17 protein-coding genes and 1 pseudogene are annotated in these 15400 nt (G+C 74.3%); 8 read left to right on the top strand and 10 right to left on the bottom strand.

Going from position 1 to position 15400, the window contains the following annotated elements:
- Nucleotides 1–11: 11 nt before the first annotated feature.
- The 3 genes from nagA to ABD52_RS06270 all read right to left on the bottom strand — a co-directional run bounded on the left by nagA (nt 12) and on the right by ABD52_RS06270 (nt 3092).
- On the bottom strand, nt 12–1121 hold the full coding sequence (gene nagA / locus ABD52_RS06280; protein WP_047891124.1) for an N-acetylglucosamine-6-phosphate deacetylase: 1110 nt from the start codon (nt 1119–1121) through the stop codon (nt 12–14).
- Nucleotides 1118–2050, bottom strand: coding sequence for an ROK family protein (locus ABD52_RS06275; protein ID WP_013475069.1), 933 nt, complete (start codon nt 2048–2050; stop codon nt 1118–1120). Before ABD52_RS06275 ends, nagA begins: the two co-directional genes overlap by 4 nt.
- A 112-nt stretch (nt 2051–2162) precedes the next feature.
- A complete protein-coding gene (locus tag ABD52_RS06270) occupies nt 2163–3092 on the bottom strand; it encodes an SIS domain-containing protein (RefSeq protein ID WP_047891123.1) in 930 nt (309 codons plus the stop codon).
- Between the two features lie 199 nt (nt 3093–3291).
- On the opposite strand from ABD52_RS06270, the gene ABD52_RS06265 reads away from it, so the two are divergent.
- The 4 genes from ABD52_RS06265 (at nt 3292) to ABD52_RS06250 (ending at nt 6853) form a co-directional block, all read left to right on the top strand.
- Nucleotides 3292–4077, top strand: coding sequence for a DeoR/GlpR family DNA-binding transcription regulator (locus tag ABD52_RS06265; protein ID WP_013288879.1), 786 nt, complete (start codon nt 3292–3294; stop codon nt 4075–4077).
- Nucleotides 4078–4219: 142 nt separating this feature from the next.
- A complete protein-coding gene (locus ABD52_RS06260) occupies nt 4220–5218 on the top strand; it encodes an ATP-binding cassette domain-containing protein (RefSeq protein ID WP_047891122.1) in 999 nt (332 codons plus the stop codon).
- On the top strand, nt 5215–6228 hold the full coding sequence (locus ABD52_RS06255) for an ABC transporter permease subunit (protein WP_013475074.1): 1014 nt from the start codon (nt 5215–5217) through the stop codon (nt 6226–6228). The genes ABD52_RS06260 and ABD52_RS06255 overlap by 4 nt, the downstream gene beginning before the upstream one ends.
- Nucleotides 6229–6364: 136 nt before the next feature.
- Complete coding sequence (locus ABD52_RS06250) at nt 6365–6853, top strand: DUF3263 domain-containing protein (RefSeq protein ID WP_047891121.1); 489 nt, start codon at nt 6365–6367, stop codon at nt 6851–6853.
- Between the two features lie 6 nt (nt 6854–6859).
- Here ABD52_RS06250 and ABD52_RS06245 read toward each other — a convergent pair whose 3' ends face one another.
- Nucleotides 6860–7072, bottom strand: a complete 213-nt coding sequence (locus ABD52_RS06245) for a hypothetical protein (protein WP_013288875.1) — start codon at nt 7070–7072, stop codon at nt 6860–6862.
- 152 nt (nt 7073–7224) lie between these two features.
- On the opposite strand from ABD52_RS06245, the gene ABD52_RS06240 reads away from it, so the two are divergent.
- The 4 genes from ABD52_RS06240 (at nt 7225) to ABD52_RS06225 (ending at nt 10428) form a co-directional block, all read left to right on the top strand.
- The gene (locus ABD52_RS06240; RefSeq protein WP_047891120.1) at nt 7225–8127 is read left to right on the top strand and encodes a hypothetical protein; all 903 of its coding nucleotides are present in this window, start codon (nt 7225–7227) and stop codon (nt 8125–8127) included.
- 150 nt (nt 8128–8277) lie between these two features.
- Nucleotides 8278–8787 (top strand): GNAT family N-acetyltransferase, encoded by a 510-nt coding sequence (locus ABD52_RS06235; RefSeq protein WP_013288873.1) that lies wholly within the window; start codon nt 8278–8280, stop codon nt 8785–8787.
- Nucleotides 8788–8937: 150 nt separating this feature from the next.
- Entirely contained in the window at nt 8938–9393 is a 456-nt protein-coding gene (locus ABD52_RS06230; protein WP_013288872.1) for a hypothetical protein, read from the top strand.
- Nucleotides 9394–9396: 3 nt separating this feature from the next.
- Entirely contained in the window at nt 9397–10428 is a 1032-nt protein-coding gene (locus tag ABD52_RS06225; RefSeq protein WP_030272101.1) for an SRPBCC family protein, read from the top strand.
- Between the two features lie 19 nt (nt 10429–10447).
- On the opposite strand, the gene ABD52_RS06220 is transcribed toward ABD52_RS06225, so the two are convergent.
- The 6 genes and pseudogenes from ABD52_RS06220 to ABD52_RS06195 all read right to left on the bottom strand — a co-directional run.
- Nucleotides 10448–12688, bottom strand: a complete 2241-nt coding sequence (locus tag ABD52_RS06220) for an AAA family ATPase (protein WP_047891119.1) — start codon at nt 12686–12688, stop codon at nt 10448–10450.
- A 37-nt stretch (nt 12689–12725) separates the two neighbouring features.
- The gene (locus tag ABD52_RS06215) at nt 12726–13220 is read right to left on the bottom strand and encodes a hypothetical protein (protein WP_047891118.1); all 495 of its coding nucleotides are present in this window, start codon (nt 13218–13220) and stop codon (nt 12726–12728) included.
- 45 nt (nt 13221–13265) lie between these two features.
- Complete coding sequence (locus tag ABD52_RS06210; RefSeq protein ID WP_200905166.1) at nt 13266–14027, bottom strand: ATP/GTP-binding protein; 762 nt, start codon at nt 14025–14027, stop codon at nt 13266–13268.
- Nucleotides 14005–14454 (bottom strand): DUF742 domain-containing protein, encoded by a 450-nt coding sequence (locus tag ABD52_RS06205; RefSeq protein WP_013288867.1) that lies wholly within the window; start codon nt 14452–14454, stop codon nt 14005–14007. Before ABD52_RS06205 ends, ABD52_RS06210 begins: the two co-directional genes overlap by 23 nt.
- Entirely contained in the window at nt 14451–14915 is a 465-nt protein-coding gene (locus ABD52_RS06200; RefSeq protein WP_013288866.1) for a roadblock/LC7 domain-containing protein, read from the bottom strand. The genes ABD52_RS06205 and ABD52_RS06200 overlap by 4 nt, the downstream gene beginning before the upstream one ends.
- A pseudogene (locus tag ABD52_RS06195) lies at nt 14912–15400 on the bottom strand (histidine kinase); the annotation flags it as partial. The gene ABD52_RS06200 and the pseudogene ABD52_RS06195, both read right to left, overlap by 4 nt.

Here is a 15400-nt window from a genome sequence, read left to right as displayed (position 1 = left end):
CCGGGGGCGGATCACTCCACCCAGTCGCCGCCGCGCATCACCCGCACCACGTTCAGGTCGTCGTCCAACATCACCAGGTCGGCGCGCAGCCCGGCGACCAGCGCGCCCACCTGGTCGCCCAGGCCGATCGCGCGGGCCGGGGTGGTGGCGACCATCCGGCAGGCGTCCGGCAGGGCCACACCCGCGCCGACCGCGTGCCGCAGCGCCGCGTCCATGGTGAGCGTGCTGCCGGCGATCGCGCCGTCACGGCTGAGCCGGGCCACCCCACCGGACACGGTGACCGCTTGGCCGCCCAGCTCGTACTCGCCGTCCGGCATCCCGGCGGCGGCCATCGCGTCGGTGATCAGCGCGGCCCGCTCCGGGCCGGCCACCGACGTGGCGAAGCCGAGCATGCCGTCGTGCAGGTGCACCCCGTCGGCGACCAGCTCGCACACCACGTTCGGGGCCTCCAGCAGCGCCACCACCGGGCCGGGCTCGCGGTGGTGCACCGGGCGCATCCCGTTGAACAGGTGGGTGCCGACCGTCGCGCCCGCGGCCACCGCCGCCCGGGTCTGCTCCCAGGTGGCGTCGGTGTGCCCGACCGCCACGACCACGCCGTGCGACACCAGCAGCTCGATCGCCTCGGTGGCGCCGTCCCGCTCGGGAGCGATGGTGACCATGCGTACGGCGCCGCCGCCCAGCTCGATCAGCTCGGTCAGCTCCGCGGTCGACGGGTCGCGCAGGAACTCCGGGTTCTGCGCGCCGCAACGGTCGGCGGACAGGTACGGGCCCTCGAAGTGGACGCCGGCGAGCACGCCGGACTCCACCAGCGGGCGGTAGGCGGCGGTGGCGTCGCGCATCAGCTCGAACGGGGAACTGACCAGGCTGGCCAGCAGCGTGGTGGTGCCGTGCCCGCTGTGGAACGCGGCAGCCTGCCGGGCCGACTCCGCGTCGCCGGTGGTGAACGTGTGCCCGCCGCCGCCGTGGGTGTGCATGTCCACGAAGCCCGGCACGATCCAGTGGCCGTCGCGCACCGACGGATACTCGGCGACAGCGGTGATCCGCCCGTCGGCGATCTCCACGCAACCCTGCCGGATGACGCCGGTCGGGGTCACCACCTTGCCGGTCACGCGCCGGGTCATCGACTCTCCTTCGCCAGGGTGTCCAGGGCCAGCAGGGCGGCGCCCAGGCAGCCGGCCTCGTCACCGAGGTCGGCCGCGACCAGGCGCGGCTCGCGGTGGAACGTCAGCCGCTCGCGCAACGCCGTCCGCAGCGGGTCGAACAGCCGGGGACCGGCCTGGGCCAGCCCGCCGCCGAGCACCACTGTCGAGACATCGTAGAGCGCCTGCCCGGTGGCGAGTCCGTCGGCGAGGGCCTCTACCGCCTCCTGCCACACCTCCACGGCGAGCGGCTCACCGGCGGCCGCCCGGTCGGCCACCTGGGCGGCGGTGGTGGGCGCGCCTGACAGCTCGGCGTACCGGCGCCCGATCGCCGACGCCGACGACACCGCCTCCAGGCAGCCGGTCCGCCCGCATCCGCAGCGCGGGCCGCCGGGGCGTACCAGGATGTGGCCGATCTCCCCGGCGGCGCCGTGCGCGCCGGTGGCGGCCGACCCGTCGACCACGTGGGCGGCGGCGATGCCGGTGCCGATCGCGACGAACAGCACATGCCCGCCGTCCCGCCCGGCGCCGAGCCGGGCCTCGGCCAGGCCGCCCGCCCGCACGTCGTGGCCGAGCGCCGCCGGCAGTCCCAGCCGCGTGCCCGCCAGCTCCCGCAGGGGTACGTCCCGGAAGCCCACGTTCGCCGACCAGACCGCCACGCCGCGCGCCTCGTCGACCACCCCGGGTACGGCGATGCCGCAGGCCACCGGGGTGCGGCCGTCGGCGCGGGCCTTGCCGGCGAGCCCTTCGGCAACGTCGAGGATGGTGCCGACCACCGCCTCCGGGCCGCGCTGCGCGTCGGTGGCGTGCCGTTCGGTGTGCACAGTCGTGCCGTCCGGCCGGACCAGGGCGCACTTCATCCCGGTGCCGCCCACGTCCAGCGCGACGACGACCTCGTCGCCTGCGCTCATGCCGTCTGCCGGCTGCGCATGCGCTCACGGCCCTCGCTGCGCTCGGTGCGTTCGCTCATGCCGTGCCGGCTGCGCATGCGCTCACGGCCCTCGCTGCGCTCGGTGCGTTCGCTCATGCCAGGACCACGGACCGGGTCAGGTGGCGCGGCGCGTCCGGGTCGAGGCCGCGGCTGGTGGCGAGCGCGACCGCGAAGCGCTGGGCCAGGATCAGGTCGGCCATCGGGTCGACCGGGTTGCGGCCGGCCGACCAGCTCGTCAGCACCGTGCGCCAGCCGTGCGTGCGGCTGTGCACGAACGCGGCGCCGGTCGCGGCCACGTCCTCGGGCAGGCCGTCCGGGATCTCGCCGAGCGCCCAGACCAGCCGTCCGGGCGCGGCGACCGAGATCGGGCCGTGCCGGTAGTCCATGGCCGGGTACGCCTCGGCCCAGAACGTGGCCGCCTCGCGGCACTTCAGCGCGGCCTCCTGGGCCAGCCCGACGGTCCAGCCGCGACCGAGGAAGGTGACCTGCTCGATGCCGGCCGGGTCGATCGGCAGCGGCGCGCGTACGGCCACCTCGGCGTCGGCGGCCAGCCGCCCGAGGTCCTCGCCGAGGTGGGCGCGCAGCAGCGCCAGCGCGGTGGTGGCGAAGCGGGTCTGCACCACCGACCGCTCGTCGGCGAAGGGCAGCGCGACCGTGGCGTCGGCGAGCGCGACGGCTGCCGAGTCCGGGTCGCCGACCAGGACCGTGGTGGGGATCCGCCCGCGCAGCGCGGTGAGCAGGTCGAGCACCTCGGTGGTGGTGCCGGAGCGGGTGATCGCGATCAGCCGGTCGTAGCGGCGGCCGGCCGGGAACTCGCTGGCCTGGAAGGCGTCGGTCTCGCCCTGGCCGGCGGCCTCGCGCAGCCCGGCGTACGCCATCGCCATGAACCACGACGTGCCGCAACCGACCACGGCGACCCGCTCGCCGGGGCGCGGCAGGTGCTCGGCGACGGTCGGGGCGAGTCGCGCCGCCTCCCGCCAGCAGTCGGGCTGGCTCGCGATCTCCGCGTGCACGTACGCCATGACAACTCCTCCCCAGGGGAGACCTTGCGCAATACGGCGCGATACGGCCGCCTTTCGCGCGTCATTCTGCGTGAAACGGGGTGGCCGTGGCAACCGTCTCTCCGTTCGCGCAGCGCAGGGTTTTGCGCGGACCTAGTTTCGCGCACTAGTGTGCACGCAACCGATCACCGTTCACGCACAGTCTGGGGAGGGCCCCGCGGTGGACCGCTACGCGCGCTGGAACGCGCTGCTGGAGATGCTGACCGACAGCGGCCGGGTCAGCGTCGAGGAGGCGGCCGGGCGGCTCGACGTCTCCCAGGCCACCATCCGGCGCGACTTCGACCAGCTCGCCCAGCAGCAGATGATCACCCGTACCCGGGGTGGCGCGGTCGCCAACGGCGTCTCCTACGACCTGCCGCTGCGCTACAAGACCGCGAAGCACTCGGCCGAGAAGCAGCGGATCGGCACCGCCGCCGCGGCGCTCGTGTCGCCGGGCACCGTCGTCGGTCTCAACGGCGGCACCACGAGCACCGAGGTGGCGCGGGCGCTCGCCGTCCGCCCCGATCTCAACACCAGCGCCGAGGGCGCCCAGCTCACAGTGGTCACGAACGCGCTGAACATCGCCAACGAGCTGCTGGTGCGCTCGCGGATGAAGGTGGTGGTGGCCGGCGGCGTGGTCCGGCCGAAGTCGTTCGAGCTGGTCGGCCCGCTCGGCGGGGCGCTGCTGCGCGAGGTCACGCTGGACGTGGCGCTGCTCGGCGTGGACGCGATCGACCCGCAGCTCGGCGCCGCCGCGCACCACGAGGGCGAGGCGGCCATGAACAGCCTCATGGTGGCCCGGGCCAAGCGGGTCGTGGTGATAGCCGATTCGTCGAAGCTCGGCGGGCACGCGTTCGCCCGGATCTGCCCGGTGGACCGGGTCGAGACGCTGGTGACCGACTCCGGCGCGTCGCCGGATGTGGTGGCGGCGTTCCGCGAGGCGGGCGTCCACGTCGTCTGCGCCTGACGTGCAAGGAAGGGCCCCTTCTTAACGCCTGCGGTAGAGGAGGGGCCCCTTTTTAACGCGCCGACACTGCATACCGGGTATTGCCTTCCGGTGCATACCGCGTATGGTGTCGCTGACGCCTACTTATCGGGGGAGGTCAGCTGTGTCGGCTGTCCTGGAGATCGAAGGTCTCCGCAAGACGTACCGAAGCCGGAAACGCGGGGTTCGCCACGCGCTCGACGGCTTCGACATGCGAGTGGAAGCCGGCCAGGTGCACGGCTTCCTCGGCCCGAACGGTTCGGGCAAGACCACCACGCTGCGGACGCTGCTCGGCCTGATCAAGCCGAACGGCGGCCGGATGGCCATCCTCGGCCAGGAGCTGCCGCACGCGCTGCCGGCGGTCGCCGGGCAGGTCGGCGCCATCGTGGAGAGTCCGCAGTTCTTCCCGCACTTCACCGCGCGGGACACGCTCGGCCTGCTCGCCCAGGCCGGTGAGCTGCCCAAGCAGCGCGTGGACGAGGTGCTGGAGCTGGTCGGGCTGCGCGACCGGGCCGGCGAGCGGGTCAAGACCTACTCGCTCGGCATGAAGCAGCGCCTCGCGGTCGCCTCCGCGCTGCTCAAGAACCCCAAGCTGCTGATCCTCGACGAGCCGGCGAACGGCCTCGACCCGGGCGGCATCCGGGAGATGCGCGGGCTGATGCGGGAGCTGTCCGAGGCCGGGATGACAGTGGTGCTCTCCAGCCACATCCTGGGCGAGATCCAGCTCATCTGCGACTCGGTCACCATCATCTCGCTCGGCCGCCGGGTCGCGTTCGGTCCGGTCGACCAGGTGCTCGCGGCCCACTCCCAGGGTGCCGTGCGGGTACGCCTGGAGGCGGTCAGCGACCTGCCCCAGGCCGCCGACTCGCTCACCCGGGCCGGGGTCCACGTGGCCGCCGAGCCGGACCACCTGATGCTGTCCGGCGTGGACAAGCCGGCCACCGTCAGCCGGCTCCTCGCCGAGCAGGGCCTGTACGTCAGCGAGCTCACCCCGGTCGCTGTCGACCTGGAGAGCGTCTTCCTCGAACTGACCGCCACCGCGCCGGTCCCCGGCCAGCACCGTCAGGTCGATCAGTCCGCCAAGGTCGACCAGACCGGCACCGCAGGAGGTTGGGGCGCATGAGCCTGTTCGTCACCGAGCTGCGCCGGCTCGGCAAGCGCCGGGTGACCCGGCTGATGCTCGTGCTGCTGGTGCTCGGCCTGGCCACCGTCGCGACCGCGTTCAGCTTCTCCAGCGAGAAGCTCTCGCCCGTCGTGGTGGCCGAGGCCGAGGCCAAGGCGAACAACGACTACCAGTCCGCGATGACGGAATGGAAGCGCACCATCGCGGAGTGCGAGGCGGCCCAGGCGCGCGGCGAGAAGACCGAGGAACGGTACGGCCCGAACTGCGGCAAGGACTACCAGCCGCAGCCCGACATGTTCGAGGCGAAGTGGTACCTGCCGTACCAGTTCGACTTCCGGGCCGAGTTCCCCCTGTTCATCGCCGTGTTCGCCGCCTCCGTGGCGCTGTTCGGCTTCATCGTCGGCGCCTCCTTCGTGGGCGCCGAGTGGAACACCGGCGGAATGATGAACCTGTTGCTCTGGCGGCCGAAACGGCTGACCGTGCTGGGCACGAAGCTGGCCGCCCTGCTCACCACCGTGTTCGGCCTGACCGTGGTGCTCGGCGCGCTCTGGACGGCGGCGTTCTGGCTGATCGCCAGCCAGCGCGGCAGCACCGCGAAGATGACCGCCGGAGTGTGGCAGTCGATCGGGCTGGACGGTCTGCGGGCGCTGGGGATGACGCTGCTCGTGGCGGCGGTCGGGTTCGCGCTGGCCTCGCTCGGCCGGCACACGGCGATGGCGCTCGGCGCTGCGGTGGGCATCTTCGCGGTGAGCGAGATCGGCATCCGGATCGCGGTCGCCGTGCTCGGGGTCCAGTTCGGTGACCGGTACGTGCTGTCCACGTACGCCCAGTCGTGGTTCCTGAAGCAGGCGGAACTGTTCGACTACGACACCTGCCAGTTCTCCCAGGGCGCCTGCGAGCCTGCGACGTACGTGGTCACCTGGCAGCAGTCGGCTGTGGTGTTCGGCGTGGCGCTGGTGGGCGCGTTGGCGGCCGCGTTCTGGACGATGCGCCGGCGGGACATCGCCTGACCTGGTCCGCGCCGCCGGCCGGTGCCGGCGGCGCGGACCCCGCGTCCGATGCGGCCGGGGGCGGCCCTGGTTACGCTGGGGCTCCCCCGGCCGGCGCGCTCCGCGTGCCGGTCACCCGCCGTCGGAGAGGAGCGCCATGTCCGCCGACGCCTCGCAGCGGGCCGCCGTCGACCGGTCCGGCCCGGCAGCGGGTACGCGCCACGCGGGCGGGACGGTTCCGCCGCCGCGCACCGCTCCGCCCGTCGAGTCCACCGCACCGTCGGAGCCGTCGGAGTCCGCCCGGCCCGCCGAGCCCGCCACGGCCGGGCCCGCCGCTCCGCCCGTCGAGTCCGCCGCGCCGGTCGAGCAGGCCGGTCCAGACGCGGCAGAGGCGGCCGCTGTAGGCACGACGCCGGCCGACCTGACCGAGCGGGAGCAGCGGATCCTCGCGTTCGAGGCGCAGTGGTGGAAGCACGCCGGCGCCAAGGAACAAGCCATCCGGGACACGTTCGGGCTCTCCGCGACCCGCTACTACCAGCTGCTCAACGCCCTGCTCGACCAGCCGGCCGCGCTCGCCGCCGAGCCCGTGCTGATCGGCCGGCTGCGTCGGCTGCGCTCGTCGCGTGCCCGTAACCGGCGCCGCTGACCGGCGTCACTTCTCGTACGTGCGCAACCCGTTGCCGATGGCGAAGAACGTCGGGGCCCACTCGCCGATGAAGATGCCCCAGCGGTCCGCCCGCGCCACCCCGGCGCGCTCCATGTGCTTGGAGAGGAACCAGCTGGTCACCGAGAGGCCGATGCTGACGAACCCGGCGAGGTAGGCGTGCTCCGCCCGGATGCCGCCCTCGTGCAACCGCTCCAACATCTCGAACCCCCTGTCGCCGGGACCGACCCGGTCGCGTCCGACGCTACCGAAAGTCCGGAGAAGATGACGCACGGTTACCTCGATCGGGTCGGCCGGCGGATGACCGGCCGCGGTCCGGGTAGGCGGTCCGCGACGACGAACGGAGGCCGACGATGGGGGCACCAGACCGCCGGTACGTGATCGGCAGCAGGCCGGCCCGCCCGGTCGCGGAGGCGCCGGTGATGCGGGTGCGTTCCGCCTCCGACCCGGCGCCCGGCCGACCGGAGAACGAGGACGCGGTCTTCCGGTTCGGCCCGCTCGTCGGCGTCCTCGACGGCGCGACGGTGCCCGAGGGCTTCGACACCGGCTGCGTGCACGGTCCCGCCTGGTACGTCCGGCACCTGGCCGCCCGGATCGGCCTGGCGATCGCGGCCCGCCCCGCCGCCACGCTGATGAGCAGCCTCGCGGCGGCGATCCTCGCGGTGCGGGCCGATCATGGCGGAACGTGTGACCTCGACCATCCCGGCACCCCGTCCTCCACCGTCTGCCTGCTCCGGCACAGCGGCGACCGGGTCGACTACCTGGTGCTCTGCGACAGCCCGCTGGTGCTCGACACCGACCAGGGGATCGAGGTGGTCACCGACGACCGGCTGGCCGACGCGGTGGCGGACCTGCGCCGCAGCGTCGCCGCACTGCCGGACGGCGAGACCGACCCGGTGACCCGGTTCCGGCGCGCGACGACCGTGCAGCGGACCCGGATGAACCGCACCCACGGCTACTGGGCGGCGGCGAGCGACCCGGACGCGGCGTACCACGCGCTGACCGGGACGCTTCCGCTGCGCGGTCCGGGTGCGCTGCGGCGGGCCGCGCTGCTCAGTGACGGCGCCTCCTGCGCTGTCGACCAGTTCGGCCTGTTCGACTGGGCCGGGCTGCTGGAGGTGCTGACCGTGGAGGGTCCGGAAGGGCTGATCGACCGGGTCCGCGCTGCCGAGCGGGACCACCCGGACCGGCTGCGGCGGCACAAGCGCACCGACGACGCCTCGGCTGTGCTCTGCGAGTTCGGCCCTTCGGCGTGAGCACGCTCACGTCGGAACGACCGGTCGGATGACAACGCAGCGTGAGGCGGGAACACCCCGGGGGTACGACCGGACGAGGCGGTCGGCCATAGCGGCAATCCCTCCCCAAAGGGGTGGACGACCCGGACCACGCGCGGCAGACTGCGCGACGTGACGGGTGCTGTACGGCTGGAGCCGGTGGACGAACGGAACCTGGAACCGTTGCTCTCCGTAGCGGCGGCCGAGGCGGAACCGGAGGACGTCATGCCTCCGGTGGACGCCCCCGCGGGCTGGTCGCTGGCCCGCCGCGACGCGTTCCGCGAGTTTCACCGCGCGAGCCTCGGCGGGCTGAACGGCCCGACCGGCACCGCCATGTACGCGATCGTCTCCGGCGGTGAGGTCGTCGGCATGGTGCGGATGACCCGCCGGGACGAGCCGGGAACAGTGGAGACCGGCATGTGGCTCGGCCGGTCCGCGCGGGGCCGGGGCCTGGGCGCCGCGGCGCTGCGGCAGTTGCTGCACGTCGCCGCCGGGGCCGGGATGCACACGGTGGTCGCGAACACCACGCCGGACAACGCGGGGGCGATCTCGGTGCTGCGTAAGTGCGGCGCGGAACTGCGTGAGGAAGACGGAGTGCTGCACGCCCGGATGTCCCTGGATTCGGCCCTGCCGATCCGCTGACCCCGCTTCCTTCCCCGATCACGTTTCTCCTGCTCAGAGTCGCCTCGGTGGGTGGTTTCGTGCTTGCACGGAAGTGTTTTGCCGAGGGGGTGACGGGTACTGCCCGCGTCTCCGGGCCCTGACTTTCCCGGGGAGCGCGGAGGAGAGCGGATGAAGAGCGGAACACGGGTGGCGTTCGCCGTCGGTCTCGGCTACCTGCTGGGTCGCCGGAAGAAGATGCGTACCGCGCTGACGCTCGCCGCGGCGGTCGCCGCCGGGCGGGCCAGCCGGCGCCCGGGCGGCCTGAAGCAGCTCGGCGCGGACCTGATGGCCGCGAACCCGCAGCTGCGCAACCTCGGCGGGCTGGCACCGCCGCTGGTGGCCGCGGGCCGCGCGGCCGCGACCGCCGCCGCCGGCAACGGCATCGACGCCATCGGCGGACGACTGCGTGAGGGCGCCGGTGCGTTGCGCCGCAAGGCGGGTACGGGCCGGCCGGACGCCGGGCGTTCCGCGTCGGACGAGGACCGTTCCGGGCCGGGCGCCGAGCGTTCCGCGCCGGACGAGGAGCAGGAACTGGACGACCAGCCCGGCGCGCCGGTGCCGGCCCGAGCCGATCGGGGGCGGTGAGCCGTGGCGACGGGCAGCCTGGCCGACCGGGCCCGCGACCAGATCGGCGGTGAGCTGCGCAACCTCGCCTCCGCGCTCGGTGAGCGGGCCGTGCAGGTGGTCACCGAACGGGTCACCGACGCCACCGGGCGGCTGAGCGAGTACGCGAAGCAGGGCGGCGACCCTGGCCTGGTCGCCGCCGCCACCGGCGCGCAACGGCTCGCCGAGGGCGCCTCCCCGGTGAGGGCGATGTTCCATGCCGGCCTGGCCGGCGGTAAGGAGAAGCTGATGGCGGCGTTCGGTCGCAAGGGTGGCCGGGACGGCGGCCAGAAGCTCAAGGTCACCAACATCGTCGAGACCATCGAGGTCGGCGTGCCGGTCCGGGTCGCCTACAACCAGTGGACGACGTTCGGCGACTTCCCGAGCTTCATGAAGAAGGTCGAGCAGGCCGACTGCGACGCCGACGAGAAGATGACCTGGAAGGCGCAGGTGCTCTGGTCGCACCGGAGCTGGGAGTCGACGATCGTCCGGCAGATCCCGGACCGGCTCGTCCACTGGCGGTCGAAGGGCGAGAAGGGCTCGGTCGACGGCACCGTCAGCTTCCACGAGGTCGCCCCGGAGCTGACCCGGATCCTGGTCGTGCTGGAGTACCACCCGCAGGGCTTCTTCGAGCACACCGGCAACCTGTGGCGGGCGCAGGGCCGGCGGGTCCGGCTGGAGCTGAAGCACTTCGTCCGGCACGTGATGACCCGGACCGTGCTCGACCCGGACGCGGTCGAGGGCTGGCGCGGCGAGATCGAGGACTCCCAGGTCGTCAAGGACCACGAGACCGCGCTCCGGGAGGAGCGGGGAGACGCCGGGCCGGCCGACGACGAGTACGCCGCCTACGACGAGGGCAACGACTTCGACGACGACGAGTACGCCGACGAGCCGGTCCTGACCGAGCCGGAGCGTGCCCGCAGCCGGACGGCACGCGGGCAGCGCGAACCCGAGCGCCGCCGCCGTGTCCCGGAGAGGCCCCGCCGCCCGGCCGCCCGCCGCCGCGACGAGCGCTGACCGGAGGCGGGCCGGTTCGTCAGGACCGGCCCGTGGCGTACGACTCCAGGTGCGCGAGCTGCACCGGGTCCAGGGAGGGGCGGACCCGGTTCCGGGCCGCCTCGACGTGCGCGGCGGTCACGGTGCTCGCGCTCAGCGACTCCCGCATGGCTGCGAGCGCCGCCTCCCGGATCAGCGCGGCGCAGTCGGCGGCGGAGAAGCCGTCCAGCTCTGCGCCGAGCGCGTCGAGGTCCACGTCCGGCGCGAGCGGGACGTCCCGGGCCGAGGCGCGGAGGATCTCCGTACGCGCCGGGCCGTCCGGCGGCGGCACGTAGACCAGCCGTTCCAGCCGGCCGGGACGCAGCAGCGCCGGGTCGACCAGTTCGGGGCGGTTGGTCGCGCCGACCACCACCACGTTGCGCAGCGCCTCCACCCCGTCCAGTTCGGTCAGCAGCGCCGCCACCACCCGGTCGGTCGTACCGCCGTCGGTGGCCTGCCCGCGTACCGGGGCCAGCGCGTCCACCTCGTCGAGGAAGACGAGCGTGGGTGCGGCCTGGCGGGCGCGGCGGAACAGCTCCCGGACCGCCCGCTCGCTCTCACCCACCCACTTCGAGAGCAGCTCCGCGCCCTTCACCGACAGCACGTTCGCCCGCCCGGACCCGGCCAGCGCGGTCACCAGGTAGGTCTTGCCGCAGCCGGGCGGACCGTAGAGCAGCACCCCGCGCGGCGGCGTCACGCCCAGCCGGGCGAACGTGTCCGGATAGGTGAGCGGCCACAGCACCGACTCGGTGAGCGTCTGCTTGACCTCGTGCAGCCCGCCCACGTCGTCCAGCGTCACCGACGCCAGCTCCAGCGTGGACGCGGACATCGTGGTCGGCCGGACCACCTCCAGCGCGGCGGTGAAGTCGGCCATCGCCACCGTCGGCGTCTCCGCCGTCTTCTGGCGCAGCGCCGCGCGTACCCCTGCCTCGCGTATCAGCGCCGCCAGGTCCGCCGCGACGAACCCGGGGGTACGGGCGGCCACCTCGTCCAGCCGGACGTCACCTGCGAGCGGCACCTCACGGGTCAGCACCGTCAACTGCTCCCGGCGCAGCGCCGCGTCGGGCAGCGGCACGGTGATCCGCAGCGCGAGCAGGTCCGGGCCGCGCAGCGCCGGATCGACCGCCTCGGGGCGTCCGCTGGTGCACACCACAGCGGCACCGGCCCGCAGCGTCTCGGCCACCACCTGGCGGAACACCGTGGCCAGGGGGCCCGGCTCGTCGGCCGGGGCGATCGACTCCACGTCGGTGACCAGCAGCACGGCGGGACCACCGGCGCGTACCGCCGAGGCCGCCTCGCGCAGCCGGCGGGCCGCCGCGTCATTGCTGAGCGCGGCCAGCTCCGGCGCCCAGAGCGGCCGTACGCCCGCGCCGACCCGGGCGGCGACGGCACGCACCAGCGCGGACTTGCCCGAGCCCGCCGGGCCCTCCACCAGCACACCGAGCGACACGGTGGTGCCGAGCCGGCCCAGCACCTCGCGGTGGTGGAAGCCCAGATCCAGCAGTTCGGTCAGCTCCTCGGCCTGGGCGCGCAGGCCGGGCAGCTCGTCCACGTCGGGCGCGTCCTCCGGACCGAGCAGGTCCCCGTCGGGTTCCGTCCCGGGCGGCGTGGCGGGGGCGGAGAACCGCGCGGGGGAGGCCGAGGACGCCGGGCCGGAGCCGCGGGTGGCGGCGCCGTGCTCCCAGCCCACCACCGTGTCCATGGTGACGAGCGCGCCGACCGCCGGTTCGGCCGACACGACTGTGAGCAGCGTGCTCGTCCAGGCGTACCCGACGGAACTGGCCAGACTGCGCCGCGCGGCCTCGATCAGGCCGCGCACGGCGGCGTCCGGCAGCACGTCCTGCGGCAGCAGCGAGACGTCGTCCCCGGCGGTGACCACCTTGCCCAGCAGCGCGAGCCGCAGCATCTCCGGCGGGACCGCGGCGACCACAGCGGCCGGGCCGGAGAGGGTGAGCCGACGTGCCGGGGTCGCCGGCAGCGGGCTCACAGTGACCTGGCCGCCGGCCCGCAGGCCGAGGTTGCCCAGCAGCAGGTCGTCGGCGTGCAGCAGGGCGCCGCTGGTGCTCGGCTCGGCGGCGGCCGCGATGCCGGCGGTGACCCGGCGGCCGGTCAGGCGGACCGGGTCGCCGGGGCGCAGCGCCAGCGCGGTGAGCACCTCGGGATGCAGGCGCACCACGCCGCGGCGGGCGTCGAGCGCGGCCGGCCGCAGCGTCGCGGTCAGGGTCAGGTCGGGTTCGGCCACCCGCCGACAGTAGCCGCCCCGATCATCGGGTGCCGGGTCAGCGCGAACCCGGATCGTCCAGCAGCGAGGGGTCGCGCCGGATCATCTCGGCCAGCCGGGCCGCCGGGTCGGACTCCAGCGGGTCGTGGCCGGGCGCGGGCACCGTCTTCACCGACATGGGCCACGCCGGCGGCGGCGCGGGCGGCGCCGCCGGGCCCACCGTCACCGCCGCGCCGGACCAGGAGACCCGCAGCGGGTACGCCTGCTCGCCCAGTTCCACCCGCAGCGTCACGGCCAGCCCGGGGTGCTCCGCCACCACCCGCCGGACCGCCTCGGCGACCTCCTCGACCGGGTCACGCCGAACCGGCGCCTCGCCACCGCGCAGCCGGTACGCGCCGCGTCCCGCCCGCTCGTCGCCCGGCTCGTCCGCCGCCTCCACGGGTACGTCCCGCTCGGGCGTCCCGGCCGGTTCGCCGGGCATCGGCGCCCGGCGGCGCAGCGCCTCCTCGCGCCGTGCCATCCGGGCCAGTGTCTCGTCCAGATCACCTCTCATGGCGTCCACCCCTTCGCCAGACAACGGATCGAAACGACTGCGAGTTCAGCCTGCCCGGGATCGGGTGGCCCGGTCCAGCGCACGGTCCAGGACGACGAGCAGGGCGTCCCGTACCGAGAGGCGGTCCCGGGCGTCGAACTGCACCAGCGGCACGTGCTCGCCGATCGCCAGCGCCCAGCGGATCGACGGCAGGTCCAGGGCCAGCCGGCCGTCGAAGGCGTTGACGCCCACCGCGAACGGCAGACCGGACCGCTCGAAGAAGTCGATCGCCGGGTAGCAGTCGTCGAGCCGGGCGCTGTCCACCACCACGAGCGCGCCGAGCGCGCCCCGGGCCAGGTCGTCCCACATGAACCCGAAGCGCGCCTGTCCGGGCGTACCGAAGAGGTAGAGCTTCAGGCTGCGGTCGATGGTCACGCAGCCGAAGTCCATGGCGACGGTGGTGGTGGTCTTGCCGGCGACCCCGCCCGGGTCGTCGATGCCGATGCCGGCGGTGGTCATCTCCGCCTCGGTGGTCAGCGGCGCGATCTCGGAGATCGCGCCGACAGTGGTGGTCTTGCCGACCCCGAACCCGCCGGCTATGAGGATCTTGACCGGGATCGGCGGCCGGGGCGCCGGTACCCGGCTGACGATCGGGGCAGGTTCGGCCGGCGGCACACCCGGCGGCAGGTACGGCAGCGGCGGCGTGGGCGGGGGTGGCGTGGCCCGGCCGATCAGCGGCGCCGGGCCGCCGTAGCGGCTCGGGGCGCTGTTGGCGGCCGGCCCACCCGTGGCGGCCGCCGGCCATTCAGGAGATCGCACGGAGTCCATCAATCACTCGCAGGATGATGTCGGGATCGAGGGCGTCGTCGACGTCCGCGACGTGCACGTCGAGATGGCCGGCGGCGCGAAGGTCGCCGACCAGCACCCGGGTCACCCCGAAGTGCATCCGGGTCCGGGCGGAGATCTCGGCCACCGAGACGGGCTCGGCGCAGATCGCGACGATCGCCGCCAGCTCCGGGGCCAACCGGGCGGTCACCGCCCACGAGGTGCTGCCCGGACGAGCGGTGACCTGGGTCTCCAGGCCGATCGCCGGGTCGCCGTCCACCCGTCCGGAGGTCAGCACGAAGGGGCGTGGGCCGGTCGGCTCCCCGTCGCCCGCGTCCGGCTCCGGCACCGGAGCGGACGCGTGCAGGAAGGGGCGGATCCGGACGCCGGGTTCCGGCTCCGGGTCCGCGCCGGCGGCCCCTGGGATCATTGCTGTACGGCGTTCTTCAGCTCGGCGATCAGGCGCGGACTCAGGGCGCCGCCGGCGCGGCCGGCGAACAGCGTCATCTCGTACGCCACGGTGCCCAGGTTCGCCGTGCGGTCGGCGACGACGCCGAGCACCGAGCCGCTGCTGATCGCGCTGATCAGCAGGTATCCCTCGGCCATGTCGACGATCACCCGGTTGAGCGCGCCGAGCGCGTACCAGCTCGCCGCGCCCCCGGCGAGACTGGTCATGCCGGAGACCACGGCGGCGAGCCGTTCCGCGTTGGACCGGTCCTTGATCGCGGACATGGCCATCAGCAGCCCGTCCGAGGAGACCGCGATCGCCTCCATCACCCCGGCGGTGCTGGAGGTGAACGAGTCGAGCAGCCAGTTGAAGGTGCGTGCCTCGGGGCTGAGATCGCCGGTGGTGCTCTGTTCGACGTTCTCGTGGAGGAAGGGGCTGGTCACCGTGATGGGTCCTCTTCGTAGCGGCGGTCGGTACTGACTTCGCGCAGAGCACGGGCGACGCCCGCCTCGAACTCGCTGATCCGGTTGCGTACCTCGACGGGGTCGCCGGGGTCGGAGCTGGTGGGGGGCACGGACTGCGCCGGGGAGACGGACAGGTTCGCGCCGGGCACCCGGCGGCTGAGCCGGGGCCGTTCCGCAGCCGGGGGCGCGTGGTCGACGTCGCCCTCGGCCCGCCGTACTCCGTCCTGGAACGCCTCGACCAGGGCCCGGACGCTCGACGGGTCCGCCGGTACGCCGATCAGCGGTCCGCCGGTGGCCGGTCCGGCCGGGCCGGCGGGCGGGGTGGCCGGCAGGTTCGCGCCGGGCACCCGCTGCCGGATCGGCGAGCGGGTACCGGGCCGCCCGGCGGGCGGTCCGACCGGGTTCGGCCCGGTCGGCGCCGGCATGACCGGGGATGACCCGGCGGGCGCCGACCGGGCCGAACC

The sequence above is a fragment of the Micromonospora sp. RV43 genome (assembly GCF_001029515.1).
In the GTDB taxonomy this organism is placed as follows: domain Bacteria; phylum Actinomycetota; class Actinomycetes; order Mycobacteriales; family Micromonosporaceae; genus Micromonospora; species Micromonospora aurantiaca.
The sequence above is the reverse complement of the archived record's forward strand: the minus strand, read 5'-3'. Positions and strand labels throughout refer to the sequence as shown.